At 53.8% G+C, this 26,397-nt stretch carries 23 protein-coding genes and 3 pseudogenes; 18 read left to right on the top strand and 8 right to left on the bottom strand.

Annotated elements, in window-relative coordinates; genetic code table 11:
• Positions 1 to 196 precede the first annotated feature (196 nt).
• A complete protein-coding gene (locus tag JMJ16_RS34945; RefSeq protein WP_201389086.1) occupies positions 197 to 721 on the top strand; it encodes a hypothetical protein in 525 nt (174 codons plus the stop codon).
• A gap of 438 nt (positions 722 to 1,159) precedes the next feature.
• On the opposite strand, the gene JMJ16_RS34950 is transcribed toward JMJ16_RS34945, so the two are convergent.
• Together JMJ16_RS34950 and JMJ16_RS34955 are read right to left on the bottom strand one after the other, a co-directional pair.
• Positions 1,160 to 2,506, bottom strand: a complete 1,347-nt coding sequence (locus JMJ16_RS34950; protein WP_201389088.1) for an amidase — start codon at positions 2,504 to 2,506, stop codon at positions 1,160 to 1,162.
• An 18-nt stretch (positions 2,507 to 2,524) separates the two neighbouring features.
• Positions 2,525 to 2,731, bottom strand: a complete 207-nt coding sequence (locus JMJ16_RS34955) for a hypothetical protein (protein ID WP_201389090.1) — start codon at positions 2,729 to 2,731, stop codon at positions 2,525 to 2,527.
• A gap of 860 nt (positions 2,732 to 3,591) precedes the next feature.
• Here JMJ16_RS34955 and JMJ16_RS34960 point away from each other — a divergent pair.
• Entirely contained in the window at positions 3,592 to 4,170 is a 579-nt protein-coding gene (locus tag JMJ16_RS34960) for a helix-turn-helix domain-containing protein (protein ID WP_201389092.1), read from the top strand.
• 274 nt (positions 4,171 to 4,444) lie between these two features.
• Here JMJ16_RS34960 and JMJ16_RS34965 read toward each other — a convergent pair whose 3' ends face one another.
• Positions 4,445 to 7,027, bottom strand: a complete 2,583-nt coding sequence (locus JMJ16_RS34965) for a tetratricopeptide repeat protein (RefSeq protein ID WP_201389094.1) — start codon at positions 7,025 to 7,027, stop codon at positions 4,445 to 4,447.
• Between the two features lie 308 nt (positions 7,028 to 7,335).
• Between JMJ16_RS34965 and JMJ16_RS34970 the strand changes: the two genes are divergently transcribed.
• The 9 genes from JMJ16_RS34970 to JMJ16_RS35015 all read left to right on the top strand — a co-directional run bounded on the left by JMJ16_RS34970 (position 7,336) and on the right by JMJ16_RS35015 (position 15,646).
• Positions 7,336 to 7,941, top strand: a complete 606-nt coding sequence (locus JMJ16_RS34970) for a DinB family protein (protein ID WP_201389096.1) — start codon at positions 7,336 to 7,338, stop codon at positions 7,939 to 7,941.
• 56 nt (positions 7,942 to 7,997) lie between these two features.
• Positions 7,998 to 9,200, top strand: coding sequence for a WD40 repeat domain-containing protein (locus tag JMJ16_RS34975; protein ID WP_201389098.1), 1,203 nt, complete (start codon positions 7,998 to 8,000; stop codon positions 9,198 to 9,200).
• A 140-nt stretch (positions 9,201 to 9,340) separates the two neighbouring features.
• Complete coding sequence (locus JMJ16_RS34980; protein WP_201389100.1) at positions 9,341 to 10,015, top strand: hypothetical protein; 675 nt, start codon at positions 9,341 to 9,343, stop codon at positions 10,013 to 10,015.
• 146 nt (positions 10,016 to 10,161) lie between these two features.
• Positions 10,162 to 11,202 (top strand): WD40 repeat domain-containing protein, encoded by a 1,041-nt coding sequence (locus JMJ16_RS34985; protein ID WP_201389102.1) that lies wholly within the window; start codon positions 10,162 to 10,164, stop codon positions 11,200 to 11,202.
• A gap of 257 nt (positions 11,203 to 11,459) precedes the next feature.
• Positions 11,460 to 12,722 carry a hypothetical protein gene (locus JMJ16_RS34990; protein WP_201389104.1) on the top strand — a complete coding sequence of 421 codons (1,263 nt, stop codon included), beginning with the start codon at positions 11,460 to 11,462 and terminating at the stop codon, positions 12,720 to 12,722.
• 796 nt (positions 12,723 to 13,518) lie between these two features.
• Positions 13,519 to 13,956, top strand: coding sequence for a hypothetical protein (locus tag JMJ16_RS34995; protein ID WP_201389106.1), 438 nt, complete (start codon positions 13,519 to 13,521; stop codon positions 13,954 to 13,956).
• Positions 13,957 to 14,072: 116 nt separating this feature from the next.
• Positions 14,073 to 14,678, top strand: a complete 606-nt coding sequence (locus JMJ16_RS35005; RefSeq protein WP_201389262.1) for a hypothetical protein — start codon at positions 14,073 to 14,075, stop codon at positions 14,676 to 14,678.
• A 26-nt stretch (positions 14,679 to 14,704) separates the two neighbouring features.
• Complete coding sequence (locus tag JMJ16_RS35010; RefSeq protein ID WP_201389110.1) at positions 14,705 to 15,217, top strand: DUF6585 family protein; 513 nt, start codon at positions 14,705 to 14,707, stop codon at positions 15,215 to 15,217.
• Between the two features lie 96 nt (positions 15,218 to 15,313).
• Positions 15,314 to 15,646: a WD40 repeat domain-containing protein gene (locus JMJ16_RS35015; protein ID WP_201389112.1), complete on the top strand. Its 333-nt coding sequence runs from the start codon at positions 15,314 to 15,316 to the stop codon at positions 15,644 to 15,646.
• Between the two features lie 15 nt (positions 15,647 to 15,661).
• Here JMJ16_RS35015 and JMJ16_RS35020 read toward each other — a convergent pair.
• Positions 15,662 to 16,305: pseudogene (locus JMJ16_RS35020) on the bottom strand (IS6 family transposase).
• A gap of 223 nt (positions 16,306 to 16,528) precedes the next feature.
• Between JMJ16_RS35020 and JMJ16_RS35025 the strand changes: the two are divergent.
• Positions 16,529 to 18,194 (top strand): annotated as a pseudogene (locus tag JMJ16_RS35025) (IS1182 family transposase).
• A 277-nt stretch (positions 18,195 to 18,471) separates the two neighbouring features.
• On the top strand, positions 18,472 to 18,804 hold the full coding sequence (locus JMJ16_RS35030; protein ID WP_374229141.1) for a helix-turn-helix domain-containing protein: 333 nt from the start codon (positions 18,472 to 18,474) through the stop codon (positions 18,802 to 18,804).
• 160 nt (positions 18,805 to 18,964) lie between these two features.
• On the opposite strand, the gene JMJ16_RS35035 is transcribed toward JMJ16_RS35030, so the two are convergent.
• Positions 18,965 to 19,138 (bottom strand): hypothetical protein, encoded by a 174-nt coding sequence (locus JMJ16_RS35035; protein WP_201382927.1) that lies wholly within the window; start codon positions 19,136 to 19,138, stop codon positions 18,965 to 18,967.
• 430 nt (positions 19,139 to 19,568) lie between these two features.
• Positions 19,569 to 20,705, bottom strand: a pseudogene (locus JMJ16_RS35045) (IS3 family transposase).
• 72 nt (positions 20,706 to 20,777) lie between these two features.
• Here JMJ16_RS35045 and JMJ16_RS57475 point away from each other — a divergent pair.
• From JMJ16_RS57475 to JMJ16_RS35070, 5 genes are all read left to right on the top strand, one after another.
• Positions 20,778 to 21,080, top strand: coding sequence for a Mu transposase C-terminal domain-containing protein (locus tag JMJ16_RS57475; protein ID WP_374229142.1), 303 nt, complete (start codon positions 20,778 to 20,780; stop codon positions 21,078 to 21,080).
• A gap of 30 nt (positions 21,081 to 21,110) precedes the next feature.
• Positions 21,111 to 21,272: a hypothetical protein gene (locus tag JMJ16_RS35055; protein WP_201389118.1), complete on the top strand. Its 162-nt coding sequence runs from the start codon at positions 21,111 to 21,113 to the stop codon at positions 21,270 to 21,272.
• A 175-nt stretch (positions 21,273 to 21,447) separates the two neighbouring features.
• Positions 21,448 to 22,080, top strand: a complete 633-nt coding sequence (locus JMJ16_RS35060; RefSeq protein ID WP_255553276.1) for an AAA family ATPase — start codon at positions 21,448 to 21,450, stop codon at positions 22,078 to 22,080.
• 109 nt (positions 22,081 to 22,189) lie between these two features.
• On the top strand, positions 22,190 to 22,699 hold the full coding sequence (locus tag JMJ16_RS35065) for a hypothetical protein (RefSeq protein WP_201389122.1): 510 nt from the start codon (positions 22,190 to 22,192) through the stop codon (positions 22,697 to 22,699).
• Positions 22,689 to 23,936 carry a protelomerase family protein gene (locus JMJ16_RS35070; RefSeq protein ID WP_236601829.1) on the top strand — a complete coding sequence of 416 codons (1,248 nt, stop codon included), beginning with the start codon at positions 22,689 to 22,691 and terminating at the stop codon, positions 23,934 to 23,936. The genes JMJ16_RS35065 and JMJ16_RS35070 overlap by 11 nt, the downstream gene beginning before the upstream one ends.
• A 199-nt stretch (positions 23,937 to 24,135) precedes the next feature.
• On the opposite strand, the gene JMJ16_RS35075 is transcribed toward JMJ16_RS35070, so the two are convergent.
• Together JMJ16_RS35075 and JMJ16_RS35080 are read right to left on the bottom strand one after the other, a co-directional pair.
• On the bottom strand, positions 24,136 to 25,389 hold the full coding sequence (locus JMJ16_RS35075) for an ISKra4 family transposase (protein WP_201389126.1): 1,254 nt from the start codon (positions 25,387 to 25,389) through the stop codon (positions 24,136 to 24,138).
• Positions 25,337 to 25,693 (bottom strand): hypothetical protein, encoded by a 357-nt coding sequence (locus JMJ16_RS35080; RefSeq protein WP_201389128.1) that lies wholly within the window; start codon positions 25,691 to 25,693, stop codon positions 25,337 to 25,339. The genes JMJ16_RS35075 and JMJ16_RS35080 overlap by 53 nt, the downstream gene beginning before the upstream one ends.
• Positions 25,694 to 26,397 lie beyond the last annotated feature (704 nt).

Genomic DNA, 26,397 nt, shown 5'->3' on the forward strand with positions numbered 1-26,397 from the left:
GAAAACTGTCCCATCCTTATCAGCCAGGAAGAGAGCATGAAACCCCGCCAATTTATGCGGCAGAGGTTGGTTGTTATGAAGCCAGTAAAACCATGGCATATTATCTGGCAATCACGCCAATAATTCGGTCAGATGACAGCATGGTCGAGTCGTTGCAGATGGATTGGCAGCTTTCTGATCCGAAAGAGGCGATCTGTTGTTGGTGCGCCAGGCACGAGATCGGGAAAGGCAAGAAGCCCCCCTCCTGACCCTCTTGGAAGAATTGGAATGCAGTGGAGCTGTTGATCCCGTGGCGTATCTTCATCAGTTGGTGCGTCAAGATCGCTTGCAGCACGGCATGTCTGAGGCCCTGATTGCCTATGAGCGACTGCCATACTCTCATCTGGTAGGCATTCAAACCCCTGCGGCGAGAAGAGAACGCTGGCGTCGCGCGGTGTGGACCATCATGATGCATAATCGGGCCTGTGTTCGGAGTGAGGATCGCTGGTTTGTGAATCCCTGGGCGGTTTTGACGCTCGCTGGTGGAGATGTCCGTTCCGTAGGTCGATATCTTGAAGAGCGGTCAGAAGGATTACGACGCCATCATGACCTCTATGAGGTTCATCCCAACATGAATCAGAAGGCCGTGTCCATCATCGATGATCTTTCTCTTCCAGAAGATCCTCTTCCTCCTGATGGAGAGGCATTTTGGGCGCAGATTGATGAGCAGCGAGACCTTTGAGTTAACCGTGTTGTCGCTAAAGTGGTAAGGTGGCCAATTGGTAGGCGCGCTAAAAGAAACCTTGCCAATTGTCACCTAGCCACATGAGCGTTTGGAGATCAATGTTGTTTGTCGAAATTCTTTTCCGTATCTCGACATTAACTTTTCGCGGCATGTCTTTATTTAGGAGGTAGAACGGGCACGCTCTGACGCAATTCTTTTCGCTGCCGTAAATGCACGTTTGGTTTTCGCATCAGAACCGCTGCCCTTTGCCAGAATGATTTGCTGTTTTGTGCCATAAAGTTTGCCGCTTATAAGAGATTGAAGAGAAGGAAGTTCAAGTTGTTTTGTATCGCTCTTGAGCCTCCTGGATCACGACTCGCAATTCATCTGCTGGCACATCCAAATGCTTATGATCATGTGCTGTCTGGCAGATGAGGATAAGAAGAGAGAAGCCCTTTAAGAGATGGACGCGCAGGGAGGAAGCAGGTCGAGATGCAAAGTCCGCTCACACCACCGGGCAACCGCTAAGAGACGCTCTTCCTGCCATGCGGCCCCCACCAACTGCACTCCCAAAGGGAGCTGGTTGGTATTCAAGCCCGATGGTAAGGAGAGCGACGGAAAGCCACAGAGGGTCCAGGGAATCTGGAAAACAGGTGACCCAGTCGTGCTTCGGTCGGCGGGAGCAGCTGAAGGAGCGGCGGGCGTCAAGAGGACGTCTACGTGCCGAAAGAGGTCCTGGAAGGCGAAACTCCACCGACTGCGCAACCGTTGCGCTTGCAAATAGGACACCGCCGGAGTGAGCATCCCTCCCTGGATAAATTGCCGGATTTTGGGCCCGTATTGCTCTGGATGAGCGGAAAACAGTTCTTGATGGTAGGCCGCGCATTCAGCGCTCACAATAATGCGATGGGCCGCATGCAAGAGGGAAAGATCTTCTGGCAGCGTGATCTCTTCGACCTGAGCCCCGGCCCTGTGCAGAGTCTCTGCCACCTGGTCGGTATGCGCACAAACCTCTGGATCTGCCTGTGCATAGAAATACTGTCGTATGAGTCCCAGGCGAGGAACCATGGGCTGAGAGGTCAGTGTTGCCGCGTAATTAGGGACGGGGACGGAAGCAGAAGAGGTATCATGGGAATCGTGCCCGGCCAACACTTGAAGTAAGAACGCCGTATCTTCGACACTGCGTGTCGTCACACCCATCGTATCCAGACTCCAAGCCACAGGAAGCACGCCGGCGCGGCTGATACGCCCATAAGTTGGTTTCAAGCCTATGACCCCGTTGTAGGCGGCTGGTCGGAGGATATCCCCAGCCGTTTGGGTGTCGATAGTGGCAAAACACATCCGCGTGGCGACCGCGACCGCCGAACCACTCGAAGATCCCCCTGGAGTATGAGCGGGCTGCCACGCATGCACGGTTGGAGCAGGATCGTTGACGGCAAATTCGGTACACATGGTTTTCCCGAGGATGATTGCGCCTGCTTGTTTGAGACGGCTGACGACCGTGGCATCAGAGGCTGGGACAAAATCCGCATAGAGGGGAGAGCAGGCCGTCGTTTTTATGCCGCTGGTATAGAGGAGATCTTTACAGCCAACAGGAATCCCGTGCAAGGCTCCTCGTGGTCCCGCTGTAGCTAACTCCTCATCCAGTTGTTGTGCTTGTGCAAGCGCTCCTTGTTGATCAACCGTGATCCAGGCATGGAAAGTCGGATCAAGTTCATCAATACGTTGGAGGAGATCCTGAACTATTTGGACACAGGACACTTGACCGCTCTGCAGGAGTGTGGCAGCTTGCTGGATGTTCAAAGAGGAGATCCTGGCCATTTACTCCTCTCTCATGTTGTGTGTGATGGAGCAGAGAAAATCTGGCTCTTGTTCTTGATTGGGCAAGTGCTGGGAGAGGAGCCAGAGATGTGCTGCTCGTTCCTCAAGCTGAGCGCGCAAGTCACGAGCTTGCTCTTCTCCAAACCAGATGATGGCTTGTTGCGTAAGGACTTGCATCAACTGCTTTCGGGTGATCTCCAGAGGCATGATCGCTCCTTCGTCTCAAACCAACGGTCATGAGTAAGGCTTACACCTGTATCGTAGCATAGATCCTGAGAAATGGCAAAAAGTCTTCTTCACGCACGAGCCGCGCGGAAGAGGCAGACCTTGCTTCCGTACCCGTTGGGAGTCATGACCTGCTCGGCAAGGAGAGAGGATGCGAGCCATGCTCCTGATTCGTATTCTCTCTCAAATTCCTATAGTCTTGAAAAGCTCTTCGAGGTCTCACGATGTCTCCTTCTCTTTTTTTTGTCGCCGTATTGGCTAATGTCCGCATGACATGACGGCCTACAGTGTAAATGCACGAATTAAATGACGCATTGTTGGACGAATGCTTTGTCGTAGGGAACGCTGATGAATTTCTGTTGTCTCTGCTGCTTGGGTGCCTCTGCAAGCCCGTTCTCAGTTTCTTTTTCCACGAGAAAACACCGTTTGCTGCGCCAAAAAGCGTGAAAAAAAAGGCCGCCATTTTTTTGTGCGCATTGACTATGCGTGGCTGGTCTGCTCCCTTGCTTGTTTTTCCTCTCGCGCGTTGTGTCTTGGGAGGGCGTTGTGGTATTTCTCCCGTTATCGTCTCCGCATGTTGTGATCGGTATCTCCTGTAGCTGCGTGTCGTCTGCCTGTGCTGGTGTGCCGGCGAGCGCTGGAGACGTCAGGGCAGGATGCCATTCTGCTTCTTGTATAGCTTTTTTTTAGTTGTGTTGAAAAATGCTCTATTGAGCATTTTTAATGGTCTTTTTATAGACAACTTCTGTGTTCTTCTCTCTAGTTTTTGGCACGATGCCATGGTGTTATCGGGTGTTATCGTGGGAGATTGTGTGTTGTGGAGAAGAGGAGGGAGCGATCGAATGGGAGGTACAGGGGGACCCAGAGAGGAGTCACCTAGTGCAGGCGGTTTGGTGTTCGAGCGTTTGGCGATCATCCGTCCCTATCTGGAGGAAGGCGTGTGGCAAACGGAGATGGTGCGTCGAGGGGGAGTGGGTGCAGGTGAGCGGCAGGTTTCACTCCGGACGGTGCAGCGCTGGATTCAGGCGTATCGAGAGGGAGGGCTGGCGGGCTTAGGCAAGAAGGTGCGTTCGGATCGGGGGCACAGTCGTGGGTTGCCGGAGGAAGAGGTGTTGTTGGTAGAAGGTCTGGCGTTGCAGGGGCTGCGGCGACCGCTCACGAGCATTCATGCCGTGGTGAGTCAGGTGGCCGACGAGCAGGGCTGGCCACGCCCCAGTTATGCGCAGGTGTCGCGGATTGTGGGGCGTCTGCCCAAGGATTGGGTCGTGTTGGGTCAGGAGGGGGAGGAGAAGTATGGGGAGACGTTTGATCTGCTGTATCATCGAGAGGCGAGGTGCGCCAACGCGATCTGGCAGGCGGATCATTGTCGATTGCGCTGCTATGTGCTCAATGAGCATGGTCATGCGCAGATGCCGTTGTGAACAGCGATCGAGGATGATTATAGTCGAAGTATTTGTGGATATCGCTTGAGTTGGGGAGCTCCGTCGTCGGCCTTGACGGCCTTGACCTTGCGGGATGCTATCCGTGTGAAAGAGGATCCGCGTTGGCCGATGCATGGAGTGCCGGAGTGTTTGTCTACCGATCACGGCAGAGAATTAAGACGCAGAGGGGCTGGCACCCCTCTGCACTCCCCACCTTTCCAATTAACTCTGACAGAGTATCGTTAATTCTTCCTGGCAGTGAAGATGCCATACGCTACGTTGGTACTACCGTCGCCAACCACTGCTCTATTTCAGGAGCCTGGTAGTGTTCCATGCCTTGGAGAAGAACGAGACTGGCCTGTCCTAATTGGTGGGCCTTTTGCATATCTCCCTGGATGTGGGCAACACGAGCCTGTCCATACAGGGCAAGCGCCTCGCATTCCTGGGAGTTCTGGGCACTCAGTTGATACATTTCGATAAAGGCTGCGGCAGCATCTGCGACTTTTCCCTGTTCCAGACAGAGTTTTCCCCACTCATTGAGTGTGCCTGCAAGCGCCCATGGGTTCCCCAGTATACGCGCGATGCGTAATCCCTCCGCCAGATATGCCTCTGCCTGGATGTAATCGCTCTGTTTCAGGAAAAGAAGCCCCAAATTCGCCAGCGTTGAGACCTGATATTCGCGATTCTCAAGACGGCGGGCCAGCGCAAGTGACTGTTCAAATGGCTCGCGGGCCAGCCCATATTTTCCCTGTTCCATGGCCGCTATCCCCAGGTGTTGCTGGAACAGGCACATTCCAGCGCGAAAACCAATCTGTATGGCGAGGTCCAGGCCTTCTTTAATTATCTTTTCTGCCTGTGCATAATGGGCTCGTGTGAGTGCTATCTGCCCGAGGTTGATGAGCAGCGCACAGGTGTGATCTGGTTTTCCTACCCGACGTGCCAGGACAAGCCCTTCTTGCAAATACTCCTCGGCCTGGGCGAACTTTCCCTGCTCATTGGCAATTCCGCCCATACTTCTGAGTACGAGGCTCATGAGTTCGTCGTCCTTTTCTTGCCGCGCAAGAGCTAAAGCTTCCTGAAGGTGAGACTCAGCTTGGGCATAATTGCCTTGAGAGGAGGCACAGATACCGAGAACACGTAAGAAGCGGCTTCGAAGTGCGGGGGCGTCGAGTTCAGACGTCAGCTCGAGGCCGCGTTGCAGGTAGTTATATGCCCGGGCATATTCTCCCATGTTGATGACAATGTCCCCCAGTTGGTAGAGGGCAGTTGCTAAGCTTTGCTGGTTCTGCATAGCGGTTGCAGCCTGACAGACACGCTCTAACAGGTCTACTGCCTCGGTGTACGATCCACGGATAAAGAGAAACTGGGCAAAGGCGTTACCTGCGACGATCAGGGCTCCCGGGTGATTGTGTTCGCTGGCCAGACGCAAGGCCGCTTGGATATTGCTGCTTTCCTGTTCCAGACGCTGATAGTCCTTCTCAGAGAGGCTCACATACTCTGCCATAAAGCTCGCGAAACGTTCGACAGAGGCAGCATCCCTTCTCTGGAGACTGGCATAATCGGCGATGGTCTGATGGAGCGCGTAGCGGTCGGGCGCATAGCTCTCCAGCAATCCCGCGTCACATAGCGTATCGAGCACTTCGGCAGGTCTCTGGCATACAGCCAGGGCGGCAGCTTCGCTGAACGTATTTGGTTTGGCTGGAAAGACTGAGAGGGTGTAGAGCGCCTCGCGGGCCTCTTGCTCTACTTGCTGATCGCTGATCGCGATCAGGGTATGCAGTGAGATCGCAGGGGTATCTGTCATGCTGGGGGAGCGTTCAGCGAAAGCCTGGGGTTCCTGAAGGTGCAGACGCATTTCTACTGAGCGCAGGCGCTCGATGGCCTGGCGCATGCGACGCTGTTGCCCATTGTATGTTTGCACGCGCAGAAAATTGCCCGTGAGCAGGAGCGCCAGCGGCAGCCCACCAACCAGGCGCGCAATTTCCGCCGCCGCAGCCGGCTCTTGCTGAATAGCCAGAGGCGCCAGGCGTTCCAGGAGAGTGATACTGTGAGATGTATCCAATTCGCTGACGGGGAAAGCGTTGTTGCCCGCAGCGTGCCAGGCGAGCTGGGGAAAGCGGGTGGTAACCAGGTAAACACAGGAATTCCCGCCTACTTTGAGGGAGGCGAACGCTTCAAGGGTCCAGATATCATCCATGATCAGCAATATCCGACCTGAACCTATGGAGGTGCGGACCGCCTGCGCCCATGCTTCGCGTGTGGTGAGCCTGGAGGCTTCGGTGGCTGAAATACCAAGCAGCGTGCCCCAGCGCCGCAAAATCCCTATGACATCTGGGTTCTTGCCTGCTCCAGCCCAGAGAATTCCGTCGTGGAAGTAGGCTCGCATCTCTGTATCGTGAGCCAATGCAATCGCCAGAGCCGTCTTTCCCACGCCCGGTAGCCCATAGAGCGCAAGAACCATTGAGGGTGTATTCGAGCACAAGCGGCTTTTCAGGAGAGAAAGGAGCGTTTGGCGCCCAATCAGTGCACGAGATTCATCCGGTGGAGGTGGAATGGCAGGATCGTCACTACTTCCATGAGCAATGCTCTCAGGCTCCGGCGTATCCATTTCCAGCGGCGCTTCCTGGGAAAGGAGGCCCAGTTCCCTGGCGTTTTTGCCAAAAAGCGCACAGAGCTTCTCTCGGTAGTAGGGGCTGGGCAGCATCTTGCCATTTTCCCATCTGCTGAGGTAGTAGCGGTCGGCTCCAAGTTGCTCGGCAACGTACTGTTGGGACCAGCCGCGCATCTCCCGCTCTTCTCTGAGATGCTGTCCGGCGCTCTTTTTGGTGGACGAGGGCGTCTTCTGCTTGTCGCTCATGGTGATACTACTTCTTTTTTTATTCCTATTGGCAATGAACCTGGTAAAATCTTTCTACTATTCTAACACAATCTCTTGCGTTTTTTGAAGATATGTAAGCGAAGCGTTTTTCTGGCGGCGAATCTGGTTTTTGCTCGTTGTTCAGAGAGTGATACCTCTTTGCCCCTCTTATGATACCTCTCTGCTATCTCATCATGGCCTCTTTCTCAGGCATACTATGGGCATCACAACAGAATGGTGGCGTTGGCGGAGAGGCGATCCTTTCCAGGATGTAGGATGCCCACCATTGCGATAGGTGAAAGAAATCGATGGATACACGAACTTTCTTCCTGTTGCAGTATGACGTGGCGCTCACAATGAGTGACGAGTTGATTCTGGCTGCGCAAAGCGACGAGCAATTGCGCTATGCCCCCAGTGAGAATCAACATTCGCTGGCCTGGCTGCTCTGGCATAGTGCACGCTGGGAAGATATTGCAGCGACCATGCTGCAACAAAATACATACCAGGTGTTTGAACAGGATGGCTGGTTTGACCGCCTGGGGGTTGAGCGACATGACATTGGCATGTTCATGGGCGCGGAAGCATGTCGCGCCTTCAACCTTCGCATCAACCTGCCCGCTCTGCGTTTGTATCGGACGGATGTTGAGCAGCGTACCCGGCTGACTGTTGACGCGTTGCGAGACGAGGATTTAGACGAGTGGGTATCAGCACAACACTTTCGTCAGGTTTTGGAGACAGGGGTAATAGGAGAACAGAGTGCCCCCTGGCTGGAGCGCTTCCTGGCGAACCGGCCGAAAGCCTGGTGGCTCTCCTCGATCATTTGGCACCAGACAGCCTATGTCTTAGGAGAGGCGGCGTCCCTTCGCCGACAGGCTGGGCAACCCCAGCATGTTTTGCCTGAATGGCCCTTTTAAGGACGAAAAGAAGAGGCGTTGTTGCCGTAAGAACAGCATTATGAAAGGATAGTTGTATGTATCAAGTCGACAGGCACGTCTGTTCTGCATGTGGGACAGCCCTCGCAGCCCATGAAGCATTCTGCAACCATTGTGGAAAACCCTATACCGCGGCATATGCTCCGCCACCTTCTCCTGTGGGGAGCCCGCAGCTATATGACAACCGCCAAAATCTTCAGGCACCGCAACGTCGGTCTCCCTGGCTTATTGGAAGTATAAGCGCGCTTGTCCTGCTGGCTCTTATTGGAGGGGGTTTCTTTTTCCTGGTCTTGCCGCGTCTTGGGACGCACGCTGGTAATGTTACCCAGGCTCCTATTCCGACTATTGAGCCACTCCATATCAATCCCTATAGCTACACAGGACATTCATCCGTGGTCTGGCAAGTTGCCTGGTCCCATGATGGCAAACACATCGTCTCCTCAGGCGGACTTGGCGACGATTCGGCGCAGGTTTGGGATGCTGTGACCGGGAAAAACCAGATGACCTATACCGGTTATACCGTCATGAATGCGGTTGCCTGGTCGCCTGACGGGAAATATATCGCAGCCGGCGGAAATAGCCATGAGGTGGATGTCATTCAAGTCGCTGGCAAGCAGAGAATCACCACCTATAAAGGGCATCAGGATGTGATTCTTTCCCTTGCCTGGTCGCCTGACGGGAAATACATTGCTTCTGCCAGCTATGACAAGACCGTACAGATCTGGAATGCTATGACCGGCGCGCATGTGCTCACCTATCAGGGACATCATGACACGGTGAGTAGCGTTGCCTGGTCGCCCGATGGAAAGAAAATAGTCTCCGGGAGCTTTGATGATACCGTACAGGTCTGGGATGCCGCAAGCGGCCAAACGCTCCTTACCTATAAGGGACATACCGACAAGGTCTACACGGTTGCCTGGTCGCCTGATGGGAAACGCCTTGCTTCGGGCGGTGTTGATCAGACCGCTCAGGTCTGGGATGCCATAAGCGGCAAAATGATCTTTACCTATCAGGGGCACAAGGCGAGTGTGAGCAGTGTTGCCTGGTCTCCCGATGGCAAGCGCATTGCCTCTGCCAGCTATGACAAAACCGTACACATCTGGGACGCGACCACTGGGGGCAATGTATTCACATATAGCGGCCACCACGACTATGTGTACTCGCTGAGCTGGTCGCCTGATGGCCAGTATATTGCTTCAGCCAGCGCCGATCATACCGTGCAGGTCTGGCTAGCTCATTAATGGAGGCATCATGGCAGAAGCTGGAGAGTGTGTTTCATACCGTGTAGTGGACGCTTCTCGTATCATCCCTGATAGTCACGCTCTCGCTTCTGCCAGAGCCGTTTTCTATGGTCCACATCTCACACCAGGAGAACATCACGATGAAAAAACAGCTTCGCTGGCAGCCTCGTCCCCTGAGCTTGAGCTTGCTCGCTCTTCTCGCCGCCTGTTGTCTGTTCTTTGCGGTCTCGCTCCCTGTACAGGCTGATACCGTGCGCATCAGCGATCCGGTAGAAGTACTGAATGTCCAGCAGGTGATGAGTGAGGGCTCAAGACTGGCCTACCCGCTCGATGTCTATACGACCAGCACGTTCAGCGGAACCGCGTCTGATTTTGTGCAGCGCACGATCAGCGCTCACCTGGCCAGTAAACGGTTGATCGTGATTGCCATCGATGTCGTGCATCGCTACTTCACCATAGTGGGGGGGTCCCAGGTTCCGTTGACCAAGGCGCAATATACCACTGCTGGACAGGCTTTCAAAAACGCGGCTGCTGGCAATCATTTCACTTCAGCGACGCTCGCGGCCATTCAATCACTGGAAAGTTCGCTCAAAAACTACACTTCTAGCACGAGTTCCGGGAGCGGGGGAGCGGTGCTGATCCTGCTAGGTATCGTCGTGGCTCTCGTCATTCTCGGGTCCATTGTCGGTTTCATCAGGCGACTCCTCGGATTGGGGGGACGGCAGGCAGTCCCTCAGCTTTCATCGGGAGATCAGCAGATACGCTATGGAGACGGGCGAGACAATTTTGGCGGCGGGTCAGCAGGGAATTTTTAACCGGCTTCAAGGAGAGGGTAGTACTGCAAAGATTGTAGGCTCATCAAAGTGCTGTTTAGTAATATACAAGCGTATGCGGCTGGAAAAGTAGAAGCGGCCCTGTCCATAAAGGAATCTCTGATGATAACAAGCACGAAGGATTTCTTATGATTGAAAATCAGCACCCATTGTCATCTCCCACTCATGGCTTCCCAACAGAAGGGAAACAGACGGGATCGCACCACCCACGTCTCTCTCGGCGCGCTGTTCTTGGAGGGATTGCCGGAGGAGCAGCCTTGGCTGCTCTTGGAGGAGGGATCGCATGGTGGGTCTCCTCACCTCATCCTCGCCTCATCTATCGAGGACATCATGGTTTTGTTCATGGAGTCGCCTGGTCCCCTGATGGAACGCGCATCGCCTCCGCCAGCGCGGATCGCACCATCCAGGTCTGGAAGGCCTCGTCTGGCGAAGCAGTCCTGGTCTACCGGGGCCACAAGTCAGAGGTTCGGGCAATCGCCTGGTCTCCCGATGGGACGCGTATCGCCTCGATCTCCGAAGATCAGACGGTCCAGATCTGGGATGCAAGGAATGGCCATATGCGCTCTCGCTTTCCAGTCCTGGCTGGTGTGATGCCCACGGTTGCCTGGTCTCCCGATGGCAGCAAGATCGCTTTTGCTTCAGAGGATACGACCATCCAGATCTGGGACGCGACGAATGGAGAACGCCTTGCCACGATTGGGCGGACAATTGCCTTTTCCCTGGCCTGGTCCCCTGATGGGAAACGCCTTGCCTCAGGCGGAGACGAATTGGTTCAGATATGGGATGTGATGACGCGGAGCCAGATTGCTGCCTATAAAGGGCCTGCTGCCTCAGTCTCTAGCGTCGCCTGGTCCCCCGATGGAACACAACTCGCCGCTAGCTCAGTGGGAGGAGTGCATATCTGGAACGTCAGCACAGGGAAGCAGGTTCTGACCTATCGCCGCCAAACAGATATGGTGTCTCAAGTTGCCTGGTCTCCCAATGGGAAACGTCTTGCTTCAAGCTGTTGGGATAAAACGGTCCAGGTCTGGAATGCTCTTGATGGGGGAGATGTCTTCACCTACCGTGGACATTCCGATTTTGTCTTTGCTGTCGCCTGGTCGCCTGATGGCTCAACGCTCGCCTCTGGGAGCCGCGATACCACTGTCCAGATATGGTCAGCGGAGTGAGCTATCCCAGTTCGCCTGCTCAAAAAGCGGGGCTGGGGACGACATCCGTTCCCAACGGAGGCTATGTGAGCCTCTTTGTGGAGATTTTGAGGGGCTGATTACTGGTGAGTTTTGAGGAGGACCTTACTCCCTCTTTCCTGTATTCCTCTTTGTCCCACACGCATATACACAATACATGCTTTATACACATTGTTATGTGTATCAGGTACCAGGAGCCGGGATAGAAAAAGATCGTTCAACAAGAAGGGATATTGAATATGCAAAGAACAGTATGGCAGAAGTTCCTGCTGGCCATTGTTCTGGTGTCTGGCTTTGTTCTCGTCGCCGGATGTGGCACAACCACTTCCTCATCCTCACATGCTCCCTCTCCTACTATCAGCTTGTTCTCATTTCCTACATCCTCTCAATCTCCTCAAAGGTTGCTCTCCGGGCCAGATGGCAATCTCTGGTTTCTGGAAGTTGACACCCATAAAATTGCTCGCCTGACACCTTCTGGAAAGATCAGCGAGTTCAGCCTGGCGAATGCAGATCTTTCCCTGAGCACGCTTGTGGTGGGTCCTGACCATAATCTCTGGCTCAATGAGGGCTTGCAGGGCAAAATCGCCCGTATCACTCCTGCCGGTGAAATCAAAGAGTTCGCCTTGAGTAATAGGTTCGATGGTCCCCGCTTCCCAACAGCCGGGCCAGATGGCAATCTCTGGTTCCCGGTGTCTCCACATAAAATTGCTCGCGTTACCTCCGCCGGAGTCATCAGCGAATTTCTGCTCCCTGGAAAGAACATGGGAGATGAGCCGAGTTCCCTGGTTGTCGGGCCAGATGGCAATCTCTGGGGTCTTGAATTAGAGGGAAACAGCGTTGACCGTATCTCCATGAACGGTTCTATCAGCGTCTTCCCCATTCCAAGCATTGGTGCTGGCCCTGACAATCTGCTCGTAGGCTCGGATGGTAATCTCTGGTTCACCGAAACCAACACGGGCAAAATTGGACGGATGACACCTGGCGGCTCTCTCAGTGAATTTGCAACCTCTAACGAGGATGGTGAACCTGATCATCTGCTGGTTGGGCCAGACCATAATCTCTGGTTCATCGAAATGGAGCTTAAGAAATTCGAGCGCATCACGCCAGCAGGGCAAATTCGCGAATTTGTCGATGAAGACGCCGCAAGTGTTCTAGAACCTCCCATTGCCGGGTCAGATGGCAATCTCTGGTTTATCCAGTCCGACAGCCATCAGCGCGGGCAAATCGGGCGCCTGACTCCCACCGGGAAATTCAGCGTCTTTTCCATGCCAACAGCTAATGGCCAGCCCTCCGATTTACTGCTCGGGCCAGACGGCAATCTCTGGTTCGCCGAAAACGGAACCGGGAAGATCGGGCGTATCACCCCCGGCGGTTCTATTACCGAGTTTGGGATCGCCTCCACAGGAAGTTCTTTCACATCCCTGCTGTTTGCTCCCAATCACACGCTCTGGTTCTTCCAGAAAGGAGCGTCTAAAATCGGCAGCCTGACGCTCCCTTCCTGAGAGACGCATGAGTTATCCCTCACGTCTGATACGCCTGAAAAACGCATGGTGATCGACAGAAACTGCCTGCCCCGAGAGCGCCGCTTCAGCGAGTTCTGCCCGGATGAAACTGGGATGCCGGGCGCGCCTGCGACCTCGCACTAGCAACGCCAGGCTGGCGGGGGTTCACAGAAAGCGGAGCGAATAAGATCGGACGCATTACCACGACAGGGGCCATTACCGAGTATGCTGTTCCCACGGCTGGAAGCGTGCCTTACGATATTGCTGCAGGTCCGAACGGGACAATCTGGTTTACTGAATACCGAAGCGGCAAAATTGGGCGCCTCGCCTTTCCCTAAAAAGCCGTAACGGAAAGAAAGGAATCCCTGATGACAACAAGTACGAAACGCTCTTTGCATCTATCGAAACGTGCCCTGCTCTTTGAGAGACAGCTAGATCTTATAATGGAGTGCTCATAGATTTACTGCTGAAAGGAGTTTGAGTCTAGGTATCCTTGCCGAAGAAAGAGCGGCTATGCCGAGACTCACCAGCTTGATTATGTTTAAAACGTTTTCTCAGATTATTCAGCGATTTTCCCTATTGCTCAGCCTGTTTTTTTTTGCTTGGGCTTGTAGCTTGTGGCAACCTGCCTGTGAGTCTCTCTTCTTCTCAGCTTCTCAACAAAAACCTTATCACCAATAGTGATGCCGAAAGTGGACAAGGGTCTTCTGATAGAAACACTTTGGTTGCTATTCCAGGTTGGACGCAACACAGTCAAAGCAATGTCTTGCGGTACTCAAACGATAAAGAGACAAACATGATGAGCGCTCATGAAGCTGGTCCGGCCAGTCGTGGAAACAACTACTTTTCTGGTGGCCCTAGCGATAATATGCTTTCTGCACTGGAACAGGTGATTGATCTTTCTGCTATCTCCGATCAGATTAAGAGCGGTACCATTCGATTTACGCTCAGCGCGTATCTGGGAGGCTATGCAAATAGACCTGACTACGCTTCGGTCACTATGGGCTTTCTGGATGCGAAAGGCCATATGATCAGAGGCGTTGCGATTGGTCCAGTCTCTGCTGCTGATCGACACAATCAAACAAGCATGATGTTTCGCAATCGGACCGGGCTACTACCCGCAAATACGCAAAAAATTGATATTACCTTGGCATTTATCAAAGCCACGAACCTTGAAGGTCCTGGCAACACTGCGTGTGCCGATAACCTCTCGATGGTACTCACCTCACAATAAGGTATTCCAGTCCTGTCTGGTGTGATGCCCACGGTTGCCTGGTCTCCCGATGGCAGCAAGATCGCTTTTGTTTCAGAGGATGCGACTAAAACTATGAATTTAAAAGGAGGCACCAAATGGTTCAGACTCAGTCCTCAGCATTGGCCCCACAAAAAGTCTATAAGCAGAACAGCATATTGCTAGTTGCGCATCTGCTTATTCTTGCCCTTGGTCTTGGTTTGGGCGTGCCTTTCATTCAACTGTCTAGCATAGCTCTTGATATAGCGTCACGCATAGTGGTGCTTATTCTGGCGGCTATTCCGCCTGCTCTTGGCATTCTGGTCTTTCTTGGCTTTCGACGCATGCGTCTGATAACCTCTCCACAGGGTGTGATACTGAATGGCCTTGGCTATAAGGTCTACACTCCCTGGGACAACATCAAAGAGCTAAGCAAAGACTGGTATGGTGGAAACAGCGCGTACTCTACGCGTTTGTATCAGCCCGCTAAGCGGGTTGAGGGTTTCATTTTTTATCGGCCTGCTGTGTTCGGGCTTTCCGTTGAGGACGGTCTTAGACAACAGGTCCCTGTTATTCAAGGGTGGGCCTTGCTGGCTGTCCAGATGAGCCGCTTTTCCCATATGCTGCCGCTGGATGGGTTTTTGAATGAGCAAACGCGTCAGGAATTGATCAAGGATGCAAAAAAGTATGCACCTCAAACGTTTCAGGTGATAAAACAGGGGTAAAGTGAGCGCGCGTTAGGGAGTCATTAATGGAACCATATGAATTCATGAAGCCTCCTTTTCCGGAGGAGGTATTCCAATTGGGGAAGACGTATCAACTTGGCGAGCCGCAGGAGCAATATGGGACCAAATTCAATACCTTTGCAGGCTGTGCCGTACTGGTGCTTATAGCTCTGATTGGACCGGTCATTGCCGCTGGTGGACTCCGTTCACCACAGGGCATTCTTGCTATTGTGATTGTCCTTGTTGTTTTTTCGTTCGCCCTTCTTATGGCATTTTTCCAACGAAAATGGCGTGTGTACGTCTATACGGACGGTTTTGTGTACATAAAGGGGAAGTTGGTGCAGGCATTGCACTGGAATGAAATCGAATTGGTGAGACGGTTTCGCTTTCGTGGATACGGCCATTCAGGTTCGAATAGGAGGAGCATATGGATTATTCACTCAAAACAAAGGAAAGCCCCCATCACATTTGGAGATGAGATATACGGTGTAGAAGAGCTTATGAAAACTATTGGAGCACATGTAGAGAAAGTGGAGTAAGCCGACCCCAACAGAAGGGAAACAGGCGGGATCGCGCCACCCACGTTTCTCTCGGCGCGCTGTTCTTGGAGGGATTGCCGGAGGAGCAGGAATCGCATGGTGGGCCCTCGCCTCATCTATCGAGGGCATCATGGTTTTGTTCATGGAGTCGCCTGGTCCCCTGATGGAACGCGCATCGCCTCCGCCAGCGCGGATCGCACCATCCAGGTCTGGAAGGCCTCATCTGGAGAAGCGGTCCTGGTCTACCGGGGCCACAAATCAGCGGTTTGGGCAATCGCCTGGTCCCCCGATGGGACGCGTATCGTCTCGATCTCCGAAGATCAGACGGTCCAGATCTGGGAGGCAAGGAATGGTATTGTCAACTTATTGATCAGAGCAAAACGTTTTTCTGAAAAAAGGCCCATGAAGAGAAAAAGAAGTGCAAGGTAAGGGGAATTGCGTTTGCTACGCAGCTTGCTGCATGCTGGTGATGTCGTTCCATGTCTGAAATTGCTCCCGCATGAGCGCACGAGATGCTGACGCATGAAGCCGATGTCGTCGTGGTCGAAAGTGGTCTGAGATGGGTCCAAAGGCAGAGAGAAAGCGTTGAGCATGACCAGGGGATTTGAAGCGGCGCATGCTGCGTTCTCGTTGTCGTGTCGGTTGATGGGAATTCTCAGCTCGATTGTTGAGGCCTTTGTGCTGCCGGTGCTCGCGACTTTCCATGATCTCCTTCTTGGCTGCAGCGTAACTGGCCAGTTTGTCGGTGATGATCACACTGGCACATATTGAAGACCTTTGAGCAGTTTGCGAAAGAACTTCTTGGCAGCTTTTTTATTTCTCTTGCTTTGAACCAGGATATCAAGCACGGTGCCATATTGATCGACCGCTCGCCAAAGAGAGCTTCGCTTCCCATTGATGGTCAGAAACACCTCATCAAGATGCCACTTGTCTCCAGTGTGACTACATCGATGTTTGAGCTCATTGGCGTAGATCTGGCCAAATGTGAGGCACACCTGGTTGGCAAAGAGCGAGAGAAGGAGCAAGTGTAAATTTGTATGTAAAAAGAAGGGACTATGTGCGACGTATTTGGGCGGACCATTTCTTATAGTCGTTAAAGGGGAGAGGCAGATCAGGGAGTGAAGGAGGAGGGTAGGGGAGGGAAAGACAGAGAGCATCGAGCAAAAAGCGTGCAAAAAAGAGAAGCAAAGAAAACGCATCGTGAGAGAGGGGAAGGTAGCTCCCCACTAAGATATTGTTGGCGAATTGATATGGAGCAAAATATGAGATACTAAAGGAGCACAAAAAAGACAAGCATTCAGGAGAGAACCCATGTCACTACATCCACAAGCGATCCCGCCAATCCCAGAAGAAACCGTACAGATAGCACGCGCCATTTTGCCCAAGGGAAATACATGTATTCATATGCGAGATGCATTAGGAACGTTTTTTCAGGATGAAGATTTCTTGGACCTGTTTCCAGCAAAAGGACAACCAGCGGAATCCCCTTGGCGGCTCGCTTTGGCGATGGTGATGCAATACGCAGAGGGGTTAACGGATCGGCAAGCAGCGGATGCAGTGAAAACGCGCATTGATTGGAAATACGCGCTTCCGCTTGGAAATCAAGGATCCAGGATTTGATTTTTCCGTGTTGAGTGAATTTCGTGGTCGTCTCCTGGCTAATCAAGCTGAGCGCCGTCTTTTTGATCTCATGTTATCTCAATTCCGAGAACGAGGCTGGATCAAAGCGCGAGGCAAACAACGCACGGATTCAACGCATGTTCTGGCAGCTATTCGAGCTGTGAACCGTCTTGAAGGTGTTGGAGAAGCCATGCGCCATGTCCTCAATATCCTGGCAGAAGTAGCTCCCGATTGGCTTCTTGAGCGTGTTCAACCTGAATGGGAAAAACGATACAGATCGCGCTTTAGCGACTTTCGTTTACCAAAGGACGAGAAAGCGCGTCAAGAGCTCGCAGAGCAGATTGGAGCTGACGGCCGAATGCTCCTGGAGAGCATCTGGGGCAGCACAACCCATGCCTGGTTACAAGAACTCCCAGCAGTAGAGATTCTGCGAAGGATTTGGATCCAGCAGTATCACGCGAGTGAGCAGGGAACGCCTTGGAGAAAAGATCAGGAGCTTCCCCCAGCAGCGCTCTTGATCCAATCGCCATATGATGTGGAGGCGCGATACAGCAAGAAGAAGCAGACAGGATGGGTTGGCTACAAAGTGCATTTTACCGAAGGATGTGACGCTGATCAGCCTCATTTTGTGCTCGAAGTTACCACGACAGCATCCACGCTCCCAGATGGAGACGTCATGGAAAATCTTCATGAACGCTTGGCTGGCAAGCAACTTCTCCCCAGCCAGCACCTGGTCGATAAAGGCTATGTGGACGCCGAACTGCTTGCCACGAGTCAGCATCGCCACCAGGTTGATCTGGTTGGGCCGGTTCTTCCTGATACCAGTTGGGCCTCAAAAGAAGCTGGGCGTTTTGATCATAGCCACTTCCACATTGATTGGAAGGCCAAACAGGTCCTGTGTCCGGCTGGGCAGACAAGCCGAGATTGGGGACATATCCCTGATCGACATGGAAAGCCAAGTCTGCGTATCCGGTTTCCCCTTCCCCTTTGTCGGGTTTGCACACTTCATGAGAAGTGCTCGTCAACCGCAGCCAAAGTGCTCATTTTGCGACCAGATGAAGCCAGCTATGTGGCACTTCAGCAGGCTCGAAAACGTCAGAAAACCGCTGAATTCCGGGCGTTGTATGCAGCGCGAGCAGGCATTGAAGGAACCGTTGCTCAAAGTGTACGTACCTGTGAGATACGCAGATCCCGATACATTGGCATGAAAAAACTCAATCTCCAGGCGTTTCTAACAGCGACCTCCATCAACATGCTTCGGGCTTGTCATTGGATTGCAGAAGCGAAGCTGGCAACCACGCCAACCTCTCGTTTTGCAGAGCTGCTCGCTTCTGTCAAGCAAGTAGCTGTTGCATAGCTTCTGCTCATTCGCCAACAATATCATGAAGTCCTACCGAGGGGAAGATATGGTATGAGATTTGCGAAATAATTGAATGAATTTTTTGCGAGGGAGATGCTAGGAAGTCCTAGAGCCATTGACAGGAATGGCTCTTTTTTTTTATCTTGTGCCAGCACCCAGGAGAGAAAGGAAAGGGAAAGGAAGCCGATGAGAACTCAGGCGAAGACGAGTGCGCAGTTGAGTGAAAGGCAACGGGAGCCGCGCATTGGAGCGGTTTGCGAAGATTCGGCCATGCGTGGAAGAAGGGGTGTCGCAAGCGGAGGTGGCGCGAGCGCATGGAGTGTCGTCCTCGACGGTGCAGCGGTGGATCAAGCGCTACCGAGAGCAGGGATTGGTGGGCCTGGCGCGAGAGGAACGAGCAGATCGTGGGCACAGTCGTGATTTGTCAAAGGAGGAGATCGAGCTGATCGAGGGGTTATATCTGAGCCGACCACGTCCGCAGCTGACGAGTGTGTATCGAAAGGTGTGTCGTGTGGCCAGGGAGCAGGGATGGAAGGAGCCGAGCTATGATCCGCGTGTATCGAATCGTGAGGAGGTTGTCGCCAGCCTTGGAGACGCTGGCACATGAGGGAGCGAAGGCGTATCGAGAGCAGTTTGAGGTGCTGGTTCGTTTTGCGCGCGAGTCGAGCCAATGAGCTGTGGCAGGTGGATCATTGTCGATTGCCTATCTGGCTGGTGAACGAGCGTGGAAGAGCGTGCAAACCGTATCTGACGATCGTGCTTGACGACTAGAGTCGTTGTATTACCGGATATCGGCTCTCGTTGGGGAGGGTTATCAGCCGCGCAAACGGCGTTGGCGTTACGGGGAGCGATTTGGTCGCGCGTGTGATGAGCGTTGGCCCATCTGCGGGATCCCCGAGAGCCTGTAGAGTGATCATGGCAGTGACTTTACGTCGAATCATGTGCAAGCCCTGGCGGTTGATCTGAAGATTGAGTTGCTTTATTCCCAGCAGGGGCGACCCCGAGGGCGAGGAAAAATCGAGCGTTTTTTTCGGACGGTGGAACAAGAGTTGTTAGTGGATCTGCCCGGATATGCACGCGAGGGGTGGATTGGCGGTTGCAGGCGGAGAGTGACAGGCAGAGCAGACCAGGGGCGTGTCTGACGCTAGAGGAATTTGACGCGATATTTCGGACCTGGTTGCGCTCTGCGCTATCACACGCAGGTGCAGGAGGGGATAGGAGAGGCCCCGATGCGGCGCTGGGAGGCAGGAGGGGTGGTGCCAGTGATGCCCCCGTCGTTAGAACACCTTGATGTCTTGTGTTATTGTCCCACTTTGAATGATCATCTAAAGTGAAAAGTCAACTTTTGATTAGTTCAAATAAAGTGAAAAGTCAACTTTTGATTAGTTCAAACTGAATGGGGCTGAGATAGCCCAGGGTGGAATGTTTGCGCACCCGATTGTAGTATGCCTCAATGTATTCAAAGAGGGCAGTACGGGCCTCTTCATGGGTTGCAAAGTGTGCTCGTGATGTACATTCTCGCTTGAGCGTTCCGAAGAACCGTTCCATCACGGCGTTATCCCAGCAGTTGCCTTTGCGACTCATGCTCACACGAATCCCGTGGTCTTGCAGAAACGTCTGATAGGCATGGCTGGTATACTGACAGCCACGATCTGAATGGTGAAGCAATCCGGCCTCTGGCTTGCGATGAGTGATCGCCATTACCATGGCTTGCTCTACCAAGGCTTCATCTTGCTTGGCTGCCATGGCCCAGCCAACAATGCGCCGCGAGTAGAGATCCAAGACGGCTGCCAAATACATCCAGCCCAATGTACGTCACATCGGCGACCCATTTTTCGTTCGGGCGCTCCGCCTCAAAGACACGCTCAAGCACATTTTCGGCTGGCGTGGCAGCAGGATCAGCACGCGTGGTCAACACCCGATGGGTCGTGTGATGGGCAGCAAGCTGGGCTTGCTTCATGAGACGCACAACCCGTTTGCGGCCCACATGGATGCCTTCATCGCGCAGTTGCTCATGAATGCGTGGACTGCCGTAGCGCCCCTGATGCTGAAAATAGATTTTCACGATCTCTTTGGTGATTTCGCCATCTTCTCGCTCCCTCTGCGAGGGAGGGCGCTTCATCCAGGCGTAGAACCCGCCGACCGAAACCGCGAGCACTCGACACATGATCCGAACCTCAAATTGCTCCCGGTGATGCTCGATAAAGCGAAAACGGTCTTCTACGGATGCGAGAAGATGGTTAGAGCCTTTTTTAGGATGTCACGCTCCTGCCGCAACACGTCATTTTCCCGTCGTAAGCGACGCATCTCCTCAGCTTCTGGCTGGAGATTTCCACTACCCACAAAGGCTCGTTCTCCGTTCGCCGCCAGTTCAGAGCACCAGCGGCTCAGTGTACTCATCGCTATTCCCAAGTCTTCGGCTACTTGTCTCTGCGATTTTTCGCTTGTACGCACCAAATTCACTGCTTCTTGCTTAAACGTCTTATCGTATGTTTGTCCCGTTGCCATGCTTTCCTCACTTCTTCTACGACCCTCCACTTCCAGTTTACTGATTCATCCAAACTGGGACAACTACACTTGTTGCTGACGTTTTCCACGCGTCGAAGAGTCCAGCAAGATGGGATAGCGTTCCAGGGTCAGCGGTATTTCGATGTGGCATTAGCCGAGTATGTTGGGGAAGACGTGGTGGTGCGTTATGATCCGTCCAATCGTGAGGAGATTGCGGTGTATGTGCCAGATCTCCCTCTGGCGAATGCATTGGAAGATGTACGAGAGCGGTTTGTGTGCCGAGCGAGGTGCTGGGAGGTGGGAAGAGAGGGGAGAGTTGTTGGGGAGGTGGTGGAAGTGCGTGCGAGGCGCCGTGAGGTGTTACGAAGAGAATGACGAGAGCATCGAGCGAGTGTGGAACGCTATGTGTCAACGGAAGGAGAGCGCGCGCGGTGGAAGGCAGTGGCGCATCAAGCGGTCGCACGTGGTGAGGACAAAGCGGGCAAGGTCGTGGTGGAAGAGGTGAGAGAGGAACCATTTGAGCAGGAGGAAGAGGAACCACAGTGGAAGAGATATGAGCATGAGTGAGAGCAGGAGAGAGAAGGAGTATCCATTGGAGAAGAGGAACGAGCTCGTTGCGGGAGAACATCTGGAGGTTGGAGGTGGAAGTGATGGTGCTGTTGCTGTGTTCGAGCGTTTTCTTGTGACGAAGGCGTATCAGATGTTTGTGGATGTGTGTGAATAGAGTCGGCAAACGAGGACGATCGGGATCTGTTCTGGGGTGACAGGAGTCGGGAAAACGCAGGCGGCCCGTCGGTACAGCCAGTGGGATGTGATTGAACCGAGATTAGCCCGTCATGTGCTGTCTCCGGATGATCTGAATGAGGCAGAAGTGGTGCCAAGAACGGCATTCTATACGCCGGAGGTGACCGCGACGCCGAAGCGGACGGAGCAGGATGTGGCGTTATTGCGGTGGGAAATCCAGCAAATGGCTGATATGGCTGTCGCCAGGGACATGGGCAAGGATGGGGAGGATGTGCCAACAAGTGGATATATTCGTCCAGGGCAGGTCGATTTGCTGATGGTGGATGAAGCGAATCGCCTGTGTCCGGTGAGCTTAGAGATGTTGCGAGATGTGTTTGACCGGGGGCAGATGGGACTGGTGTTGGTGGGGCGACCAGGACTGGAGAGGATGGTGAGGAGTATTGCGCCACTGGCATCGCGAGTGGGGATGCGTCTGGAGTTTGCCGGGCTGAACGCTCAGGAATTGGACGTGTTGTTGCAGCGGTATATCCAGGGGGCTGGAGTCGAGATAGATGAGGAGGCTGGCGAGTGTTATTTTTCAGCGGACGAAAGGAAATTTTCGATCGGTGCGTCAAGTATTGCTTCAAATTGAGTATTTGTTGCGCATCAATAAGCGGAGGAGGGTGACGATGAAGCTGGTCGATGTGGCATGTGCGCAATTGTTGCGGTAAGGGAGCAGGGGGCTGAGAAAGGGAACAGGTATGGCGTTGAAGTGGCTCGAAGAGCGATGGAGGACGTTGATTCCGGAGTTAGAGAGATGGAGCACGCAAGAAGAGGAGATTCGTGTCATCTGTGAAGCGGAGGTTGCGGCATGGCGAGGGAGAAGCGGTCTGAGGAAGGCAAACTCCTTACGGGTTCCGCTGACCCAAACCCGGCAGCGTGTGCGGCAATTGCCGTTAACAGCGGAGAATCGGTGGTTCAATCCACGAACGGGTGAGTGGGAGCATATTGCCCTGAAGTATCTCAATTTTTCTCAGGAGGAGTGGTTGCACATGAATCTGCCCAGCCAGGAGGATGTGCAGAGGAAGGTGGCTCATCCGCTGCGCTTACGAGATCCTGAGGCGATCGTGGCATGTGGAGAACGGCTGTTGCGGGCAAGGTCGTGGCCAGAGGTGGTGCTTGGGGTGGTGATCAATACAGGCGCGAAGCGTGGCAGAAATCGTGAAGACAGGGCAATTTCACGTAAAGACGAAATATTCCGTGTGGTATGAAGGGGCGCCGAATCGATCAGATTTTCGAGAGAGCCACTTTGAGATCCCGACGTTCGCACCCGCGTCCCTGGTGGTGGAGGCTGTGGAGCGTGTGCGTCGGATTGTGGAGTGCGAGGGACTGACGAGGCGTGATGTGAGCCTGAGGTATGGACGAGCGGTGCGGGAGGCGGCCTATCGCCATGTCCTCCGATGGGTGCCCCTCTTTCCAGGGGAGCACGATGTCTACACGGTGCTCTATCGCTCGGTGTATGGGAGCCTGGCGCTGTATTGGTATTGTCCGGCAACCGTCTCAACGAGCATCTATCTCGCAACGATCGAAGGGCATCGATATATCAGAGAAGCACCTTCTGCGGAGAGGCGGGATCAGTTGGCGAGGGCCGCCCATTATTTTGATTATGTGATTGCGGATGGTGCCGGGAAGATTGACCAGAGGCGTGGGATTCGATTGGGTGAACCGGATGTGGAAGTGCTTTCGGTGTTCAAGGAGAGGATGCGCTCTGAGGAGAGCAAAGATGGGGTGGTGGGAGGAGGCCGTAGTGCTTTGGTACAGGAAGAAGTGGAAGCGCTGACTGATGTGTCTCCCCTGTCCAGTAAAAAGGATCAAGAAGCAAGAGGGTGTGGGTGCCATGATGCCATGGTCGCCGGTGAGCAACAAGGAGGGGGCCTCCTGCCAGAAGGAAGGCCGATGCTGTCGTTGGAGCAGCTTCATTTGTCAGCGGAGACACAAGCGGTGCTGCAGGAAGCGATAGCGTTGACCGGTGCTCCCGATCTGTTCTCGTATCTGCTGGAGGTCGGAGTGCGGGATGCGAGGCAGCTGTGCCGCCAGGCGAGGCGAGGGGAACGTGAGCGCTACGGGGCGCTCCCCACGTCCAAACTGGTCGGGATGAAAGTGCCGGAGGCAGGCCATGAACGGTATCGACGAGCGGTATATACGCTGATGCAGTGGAACAAGACCCACGGTCCGTTGGAGCAGTGGTCTATTACCACGCTCTCGATCCAGAAGTTGGTCGGTGGCCGGAAGGAGGCAATCAATACCTATCTGGAGGCCTATCATGAAGAAGAGATCGCGGAGCATCATCGCAAACTGGACATCAAGCCATCCTACAATAGGAAGGCCGAACCGATTACGGAGATGATCACGATCGCGGAGGAGCCGACGGCTTTTCCCTGGGGAAAAGCTGTTGCGCTGCAAGAGGACCGGGTGAGCATGGCCGGAGATGATGTGCACGCAACGTGAGACGTCCCAGAGGTGTGTATTTCGATGTCCACATGGAGAAGAGTGTTGCTAGGATGATGGATGGGATCACAATGAGATGTGCTGTGAGGAAGAGGGCACAAAAAAAGAGAGACCCACATGGTCTCTCAAAAAAGCTTACCTATAAAGTATACCTGAGTATCGCGAAAAAATCAAGGGGGCGGTGAAACTCGGGTGTGATTCATTTTTTTGCATTTTGCCAAGAAGGTGCTTTGTGAGAAAAGGTCATGCGCCCCCAACGCCTTTGGCCTTCGGTGCGACCTTTGCGGGGAGCCGATTGAGCCTTGATCTTGGGGCACACGGACAGGAGTAAGAGATGGATGACTTGTTCTTCCAGCGCATGCTCTAACTGAGCTCGTCTCTGTTGGCTGCGCTGCTCTCGGCGAGCAAGACGATCTTCTTTTTGCCGCTGTTGCTGCTGGTGCCAGACTTCTGCCCAGCGCTGATTACAGAGGGCATCACGCAGGGCGAGCATGGGATTGACGTTGCTTGGCTCCCAATGCATCCCCGCTCGTTTGAGCCGAGCCTGCATGACCACCTTGTTCGCGCTTTCCACCATTCCTGACCCAATGGGCCACCCTTGGGCCTGAAACTGAGGATAGTGCATCTGAGGGAGGCGTTTGCCAAAATACCGTAGCGCATCTGTGATGGCTGGGATATCCCTGCGCTGGCTGAGCCAGTGCAAGTGCTCCAGCATGCGCACTGGACCGTGATATTTCAGCTGATGGAGCAGCACGCTCACCCAGCGTGCTGGCAAGCGCTGCCCTGTTTGCTGGGCCTGCTCGTGGATCTTGCCTACATACTCAGCAGCATGCGCAAAGTCGAGAATGCGAATGGCATCATGGCGATGGCTTTGCACAAAGCCTTGAAGCCATTCGGCTCCATCTTGCACTGCACAGACCTGCTCCGCGCTCTCGATACCTCGTCGCGCGATCTCCACTGAAGCCAGATCCGCAAACATCGTCGCATCAGCCAGTCGCGAAAAGTACGAATGGTTGGTGGTCCGTCGGCTGGCCTGCTCTGTGCTCTCTGGCTGCGAAGGAAGCACCTCTGCAATGACCACGGTTTTGACTTCTGCCCAGGTTCCTCCACGCAAGGGAACCATCGCTCCGTCTCCGCTCATGGCCAGGCGTGAGGGGAGAGGTTGGGGAGAGGAAGACCCACACGAAGAGGCATGCGAGATGTTGGCTTGCTCGGTTTGAATGGCTTGAACGCTTGCCCCCACTTGTAACGTCTGCCGGCGTACGCGTGAGTCACTCACCTCGATGCCCAGCAGGGCGTGCAGTTCGCTGGCTGCTTCCTCAAAAGAGAGGCGTGCTCCCAGACGGACCAGGCTTTGGTGAGCATGAGGCATCAACCCGCTTGCAGGCAGATCCAACTGCTCATCGAGGGGGAAAAAAGCTGTAGCCGCACTGCGGACAGCTCTGATACTCACGCGTGAGGGTGACCTCTTGCCCCCCTTGGGTTTGCAATCGCCGTTGCCGCTTGCCACGCCCTTGCATGCGGTTTCCACATTGAGGACATTTCACCGGCTGGCGCTGACCCGCTGCCTGCTCAGGTGGGCTCGTGTGAGCCACTTCCTCGATCATTCTGGCTCGCAGCTGGTTCATCTGCTCATCAACGGCACGCTCAATCTCAGCTAAGGTGGCTTGGGGATGCGTTCGCCGCCATTCTTGCATCGCCTGGTCAACGTCCTGACTTCTTTGCTGCCACGACGGAGGTCTCTCTTCCTGGCTCATATCCTCTCCTCTCGTTTTTCTTGCTTTTCTCCTCCTTAGTCTACCATCTTTGTCTCATTGCAAAAAAATGAATCACACCCGTGAAACTCTAGAGCCGTCGAATTTCACGCAGCATGGAGGGACGGGGGCAGAACGCTTGCTGTGTTCTCTGGTGCTTTTGGGGGCAAGGCGCGGATCCGGGGAAAGGGCAAAAGGGATGCTCGACATGATCAAGTGCTGGCCTGATCAGCCGTGTCTGGTACAGGGCTGACGAGAGAATGCTTCTGCCTCTCTCGTCAGCTCCATGTCTGTTTGCGGGTATATATCTGTCCCCTTGGAAAATGGCGCCTGCTTCCTTTGACGCCTGGGGCAGGCATTCACACCATGGACGAATGCCTCTTTTCATCTTGAACTGTAGCATGAATTACAGCAATTTGCAATGCCCTAGATGCGCAAGAGGTACATGTATGAGAGAGCTGTCTCTGCATGCGGTTGGGAGTGAGACAGGATGAGTCGATATTCATCCTTTTCTGTTGATGTCCTGACTGCTGTTGTCTCCAACGTTGGCGAAGCTATGCACAATTCGTGCACACCCCCCTGGAAAACTTCGTGGAAAAATGGGTTGTGCGTTTGCCTCTGGCTCAGGTATGCTTGGTGTGAACGACTGCTGTTCCCCCCTCCTTGCGATGGCTCAGGCCTCTCTATTTCTTCTTCGTCCTTGTTGT

The sequence above is a fragment of the Ktedonobacter sp. SOSP1-52 genome (genome assembly GCF_016587395.1).

Bases quoted from the DNA above. Each gene is read 5' to 3' on its own strand.
- JMJ16_RS34965 (WP_201389094.1), bottom strand. From the start codon at position 7,027: ATGAGCGACAAGCAGAAGACGCCCTCGTCCACCAAAAAGAGCGCCGGA.
- JMJ16_RS35065 (WP_201389122.1), top strand. From the start codon at position 22,190: ATGGCGTTGAAGTGGCTCGAAGAGCGATGGAGGACGTTGATTCCGGAG.
- JMJ16_RS34985 (WP_201389102.1), top strand. From the start codon at position 10,162: ATGATTGAAAATCAGCACCCATTGTCATCTCCCACTCATGGCTTCCCA.
- JMJ16_RS35005 (WP_201389262.1), top strand. From the start codon at position 14,073: ATGGTTCAGACTCAGTCCTCAGCATTGGCCCCACAAAAAGTCTATAAG.
- JMJ16_RS35035 (WP_201382927.1), bottom strand. From the start codon at position 19,138: ATGATTCGACGTAAAGTCACTGCCATGATCACTCTACAGGCTCTCGGG.
- JMJ16_RS34980 (WP_201389100.1), top strand. From the start codon at position 9,341: ATGAAAAAACAGCTTCGCTGGCAGCCTCGTCCCCTGAGCTTGAGCTTG.
- JMJ16_RS35080 (WP_201389128.1), bottom strand. From the start codon at position 25,693: ATGAGCCAGGAAGAGAGACCTCCGTCGTGGCAGCAAAGAAGTCAGGAC.
- JMJ16_RS34955 (WP_201389090.1), bottom strand. From the start codon at position 2,731: ATGCCTCTGGAGATCACCCGAAAGCAGTTGATGCAAGTCCTTACGCAA.
- JMJ16_RS34995 (WP_201389106.1), top strand. From the start codon at position 13,519: ATGATGAGCGCTCATGAAGCTGGTCCGGCCAGTCGTGGAAACAACTAC.
- JMJ16_RS35010 (WP_201389110.1), top strand. From the start codon at position 14,705: ATGGAACCATATGAATTCATGAAGCCTCCTTTTCCGGAGGAGGTATTC.
- JMJ16_RS34960 (WP_201389092.1), top strand. From the start codon at position 3,592: ATGGGAGGTACAGGGGGACCCAGAGAGGAGTCACCTAGTGCAGGCGGT.
- JMJ16_RS35015 (WP_201389112.1), top strand. From the start codon at position 15,314: ATGGTGGGCCCTCGCCTCATCTATCGAGGGCATCATGGTTTTGTTCAT.
- JMJ16_RS34975 (WP_201389098.1), top strand. From the start codon at position 7,998: ATGTATCAAGTCGACAGGCACGTCTGTTCTGCATGTGGGACAGCCCTC.
- JMJ16_RS34990 (WP_201389104.1), top strand. From the start codon at position 11,460: ATGCAAAGAACAGTATGGCAGAAGTTCCTGCTGGCCATTGTTCTGGTG.
- JMJ16_RS34970 (WP_201389096.1), top strand. From the start codon at position 7,336: ATGGATACACGAACTTTCTTCCTGTTGCAGTATGACGTGGCGCTCACA.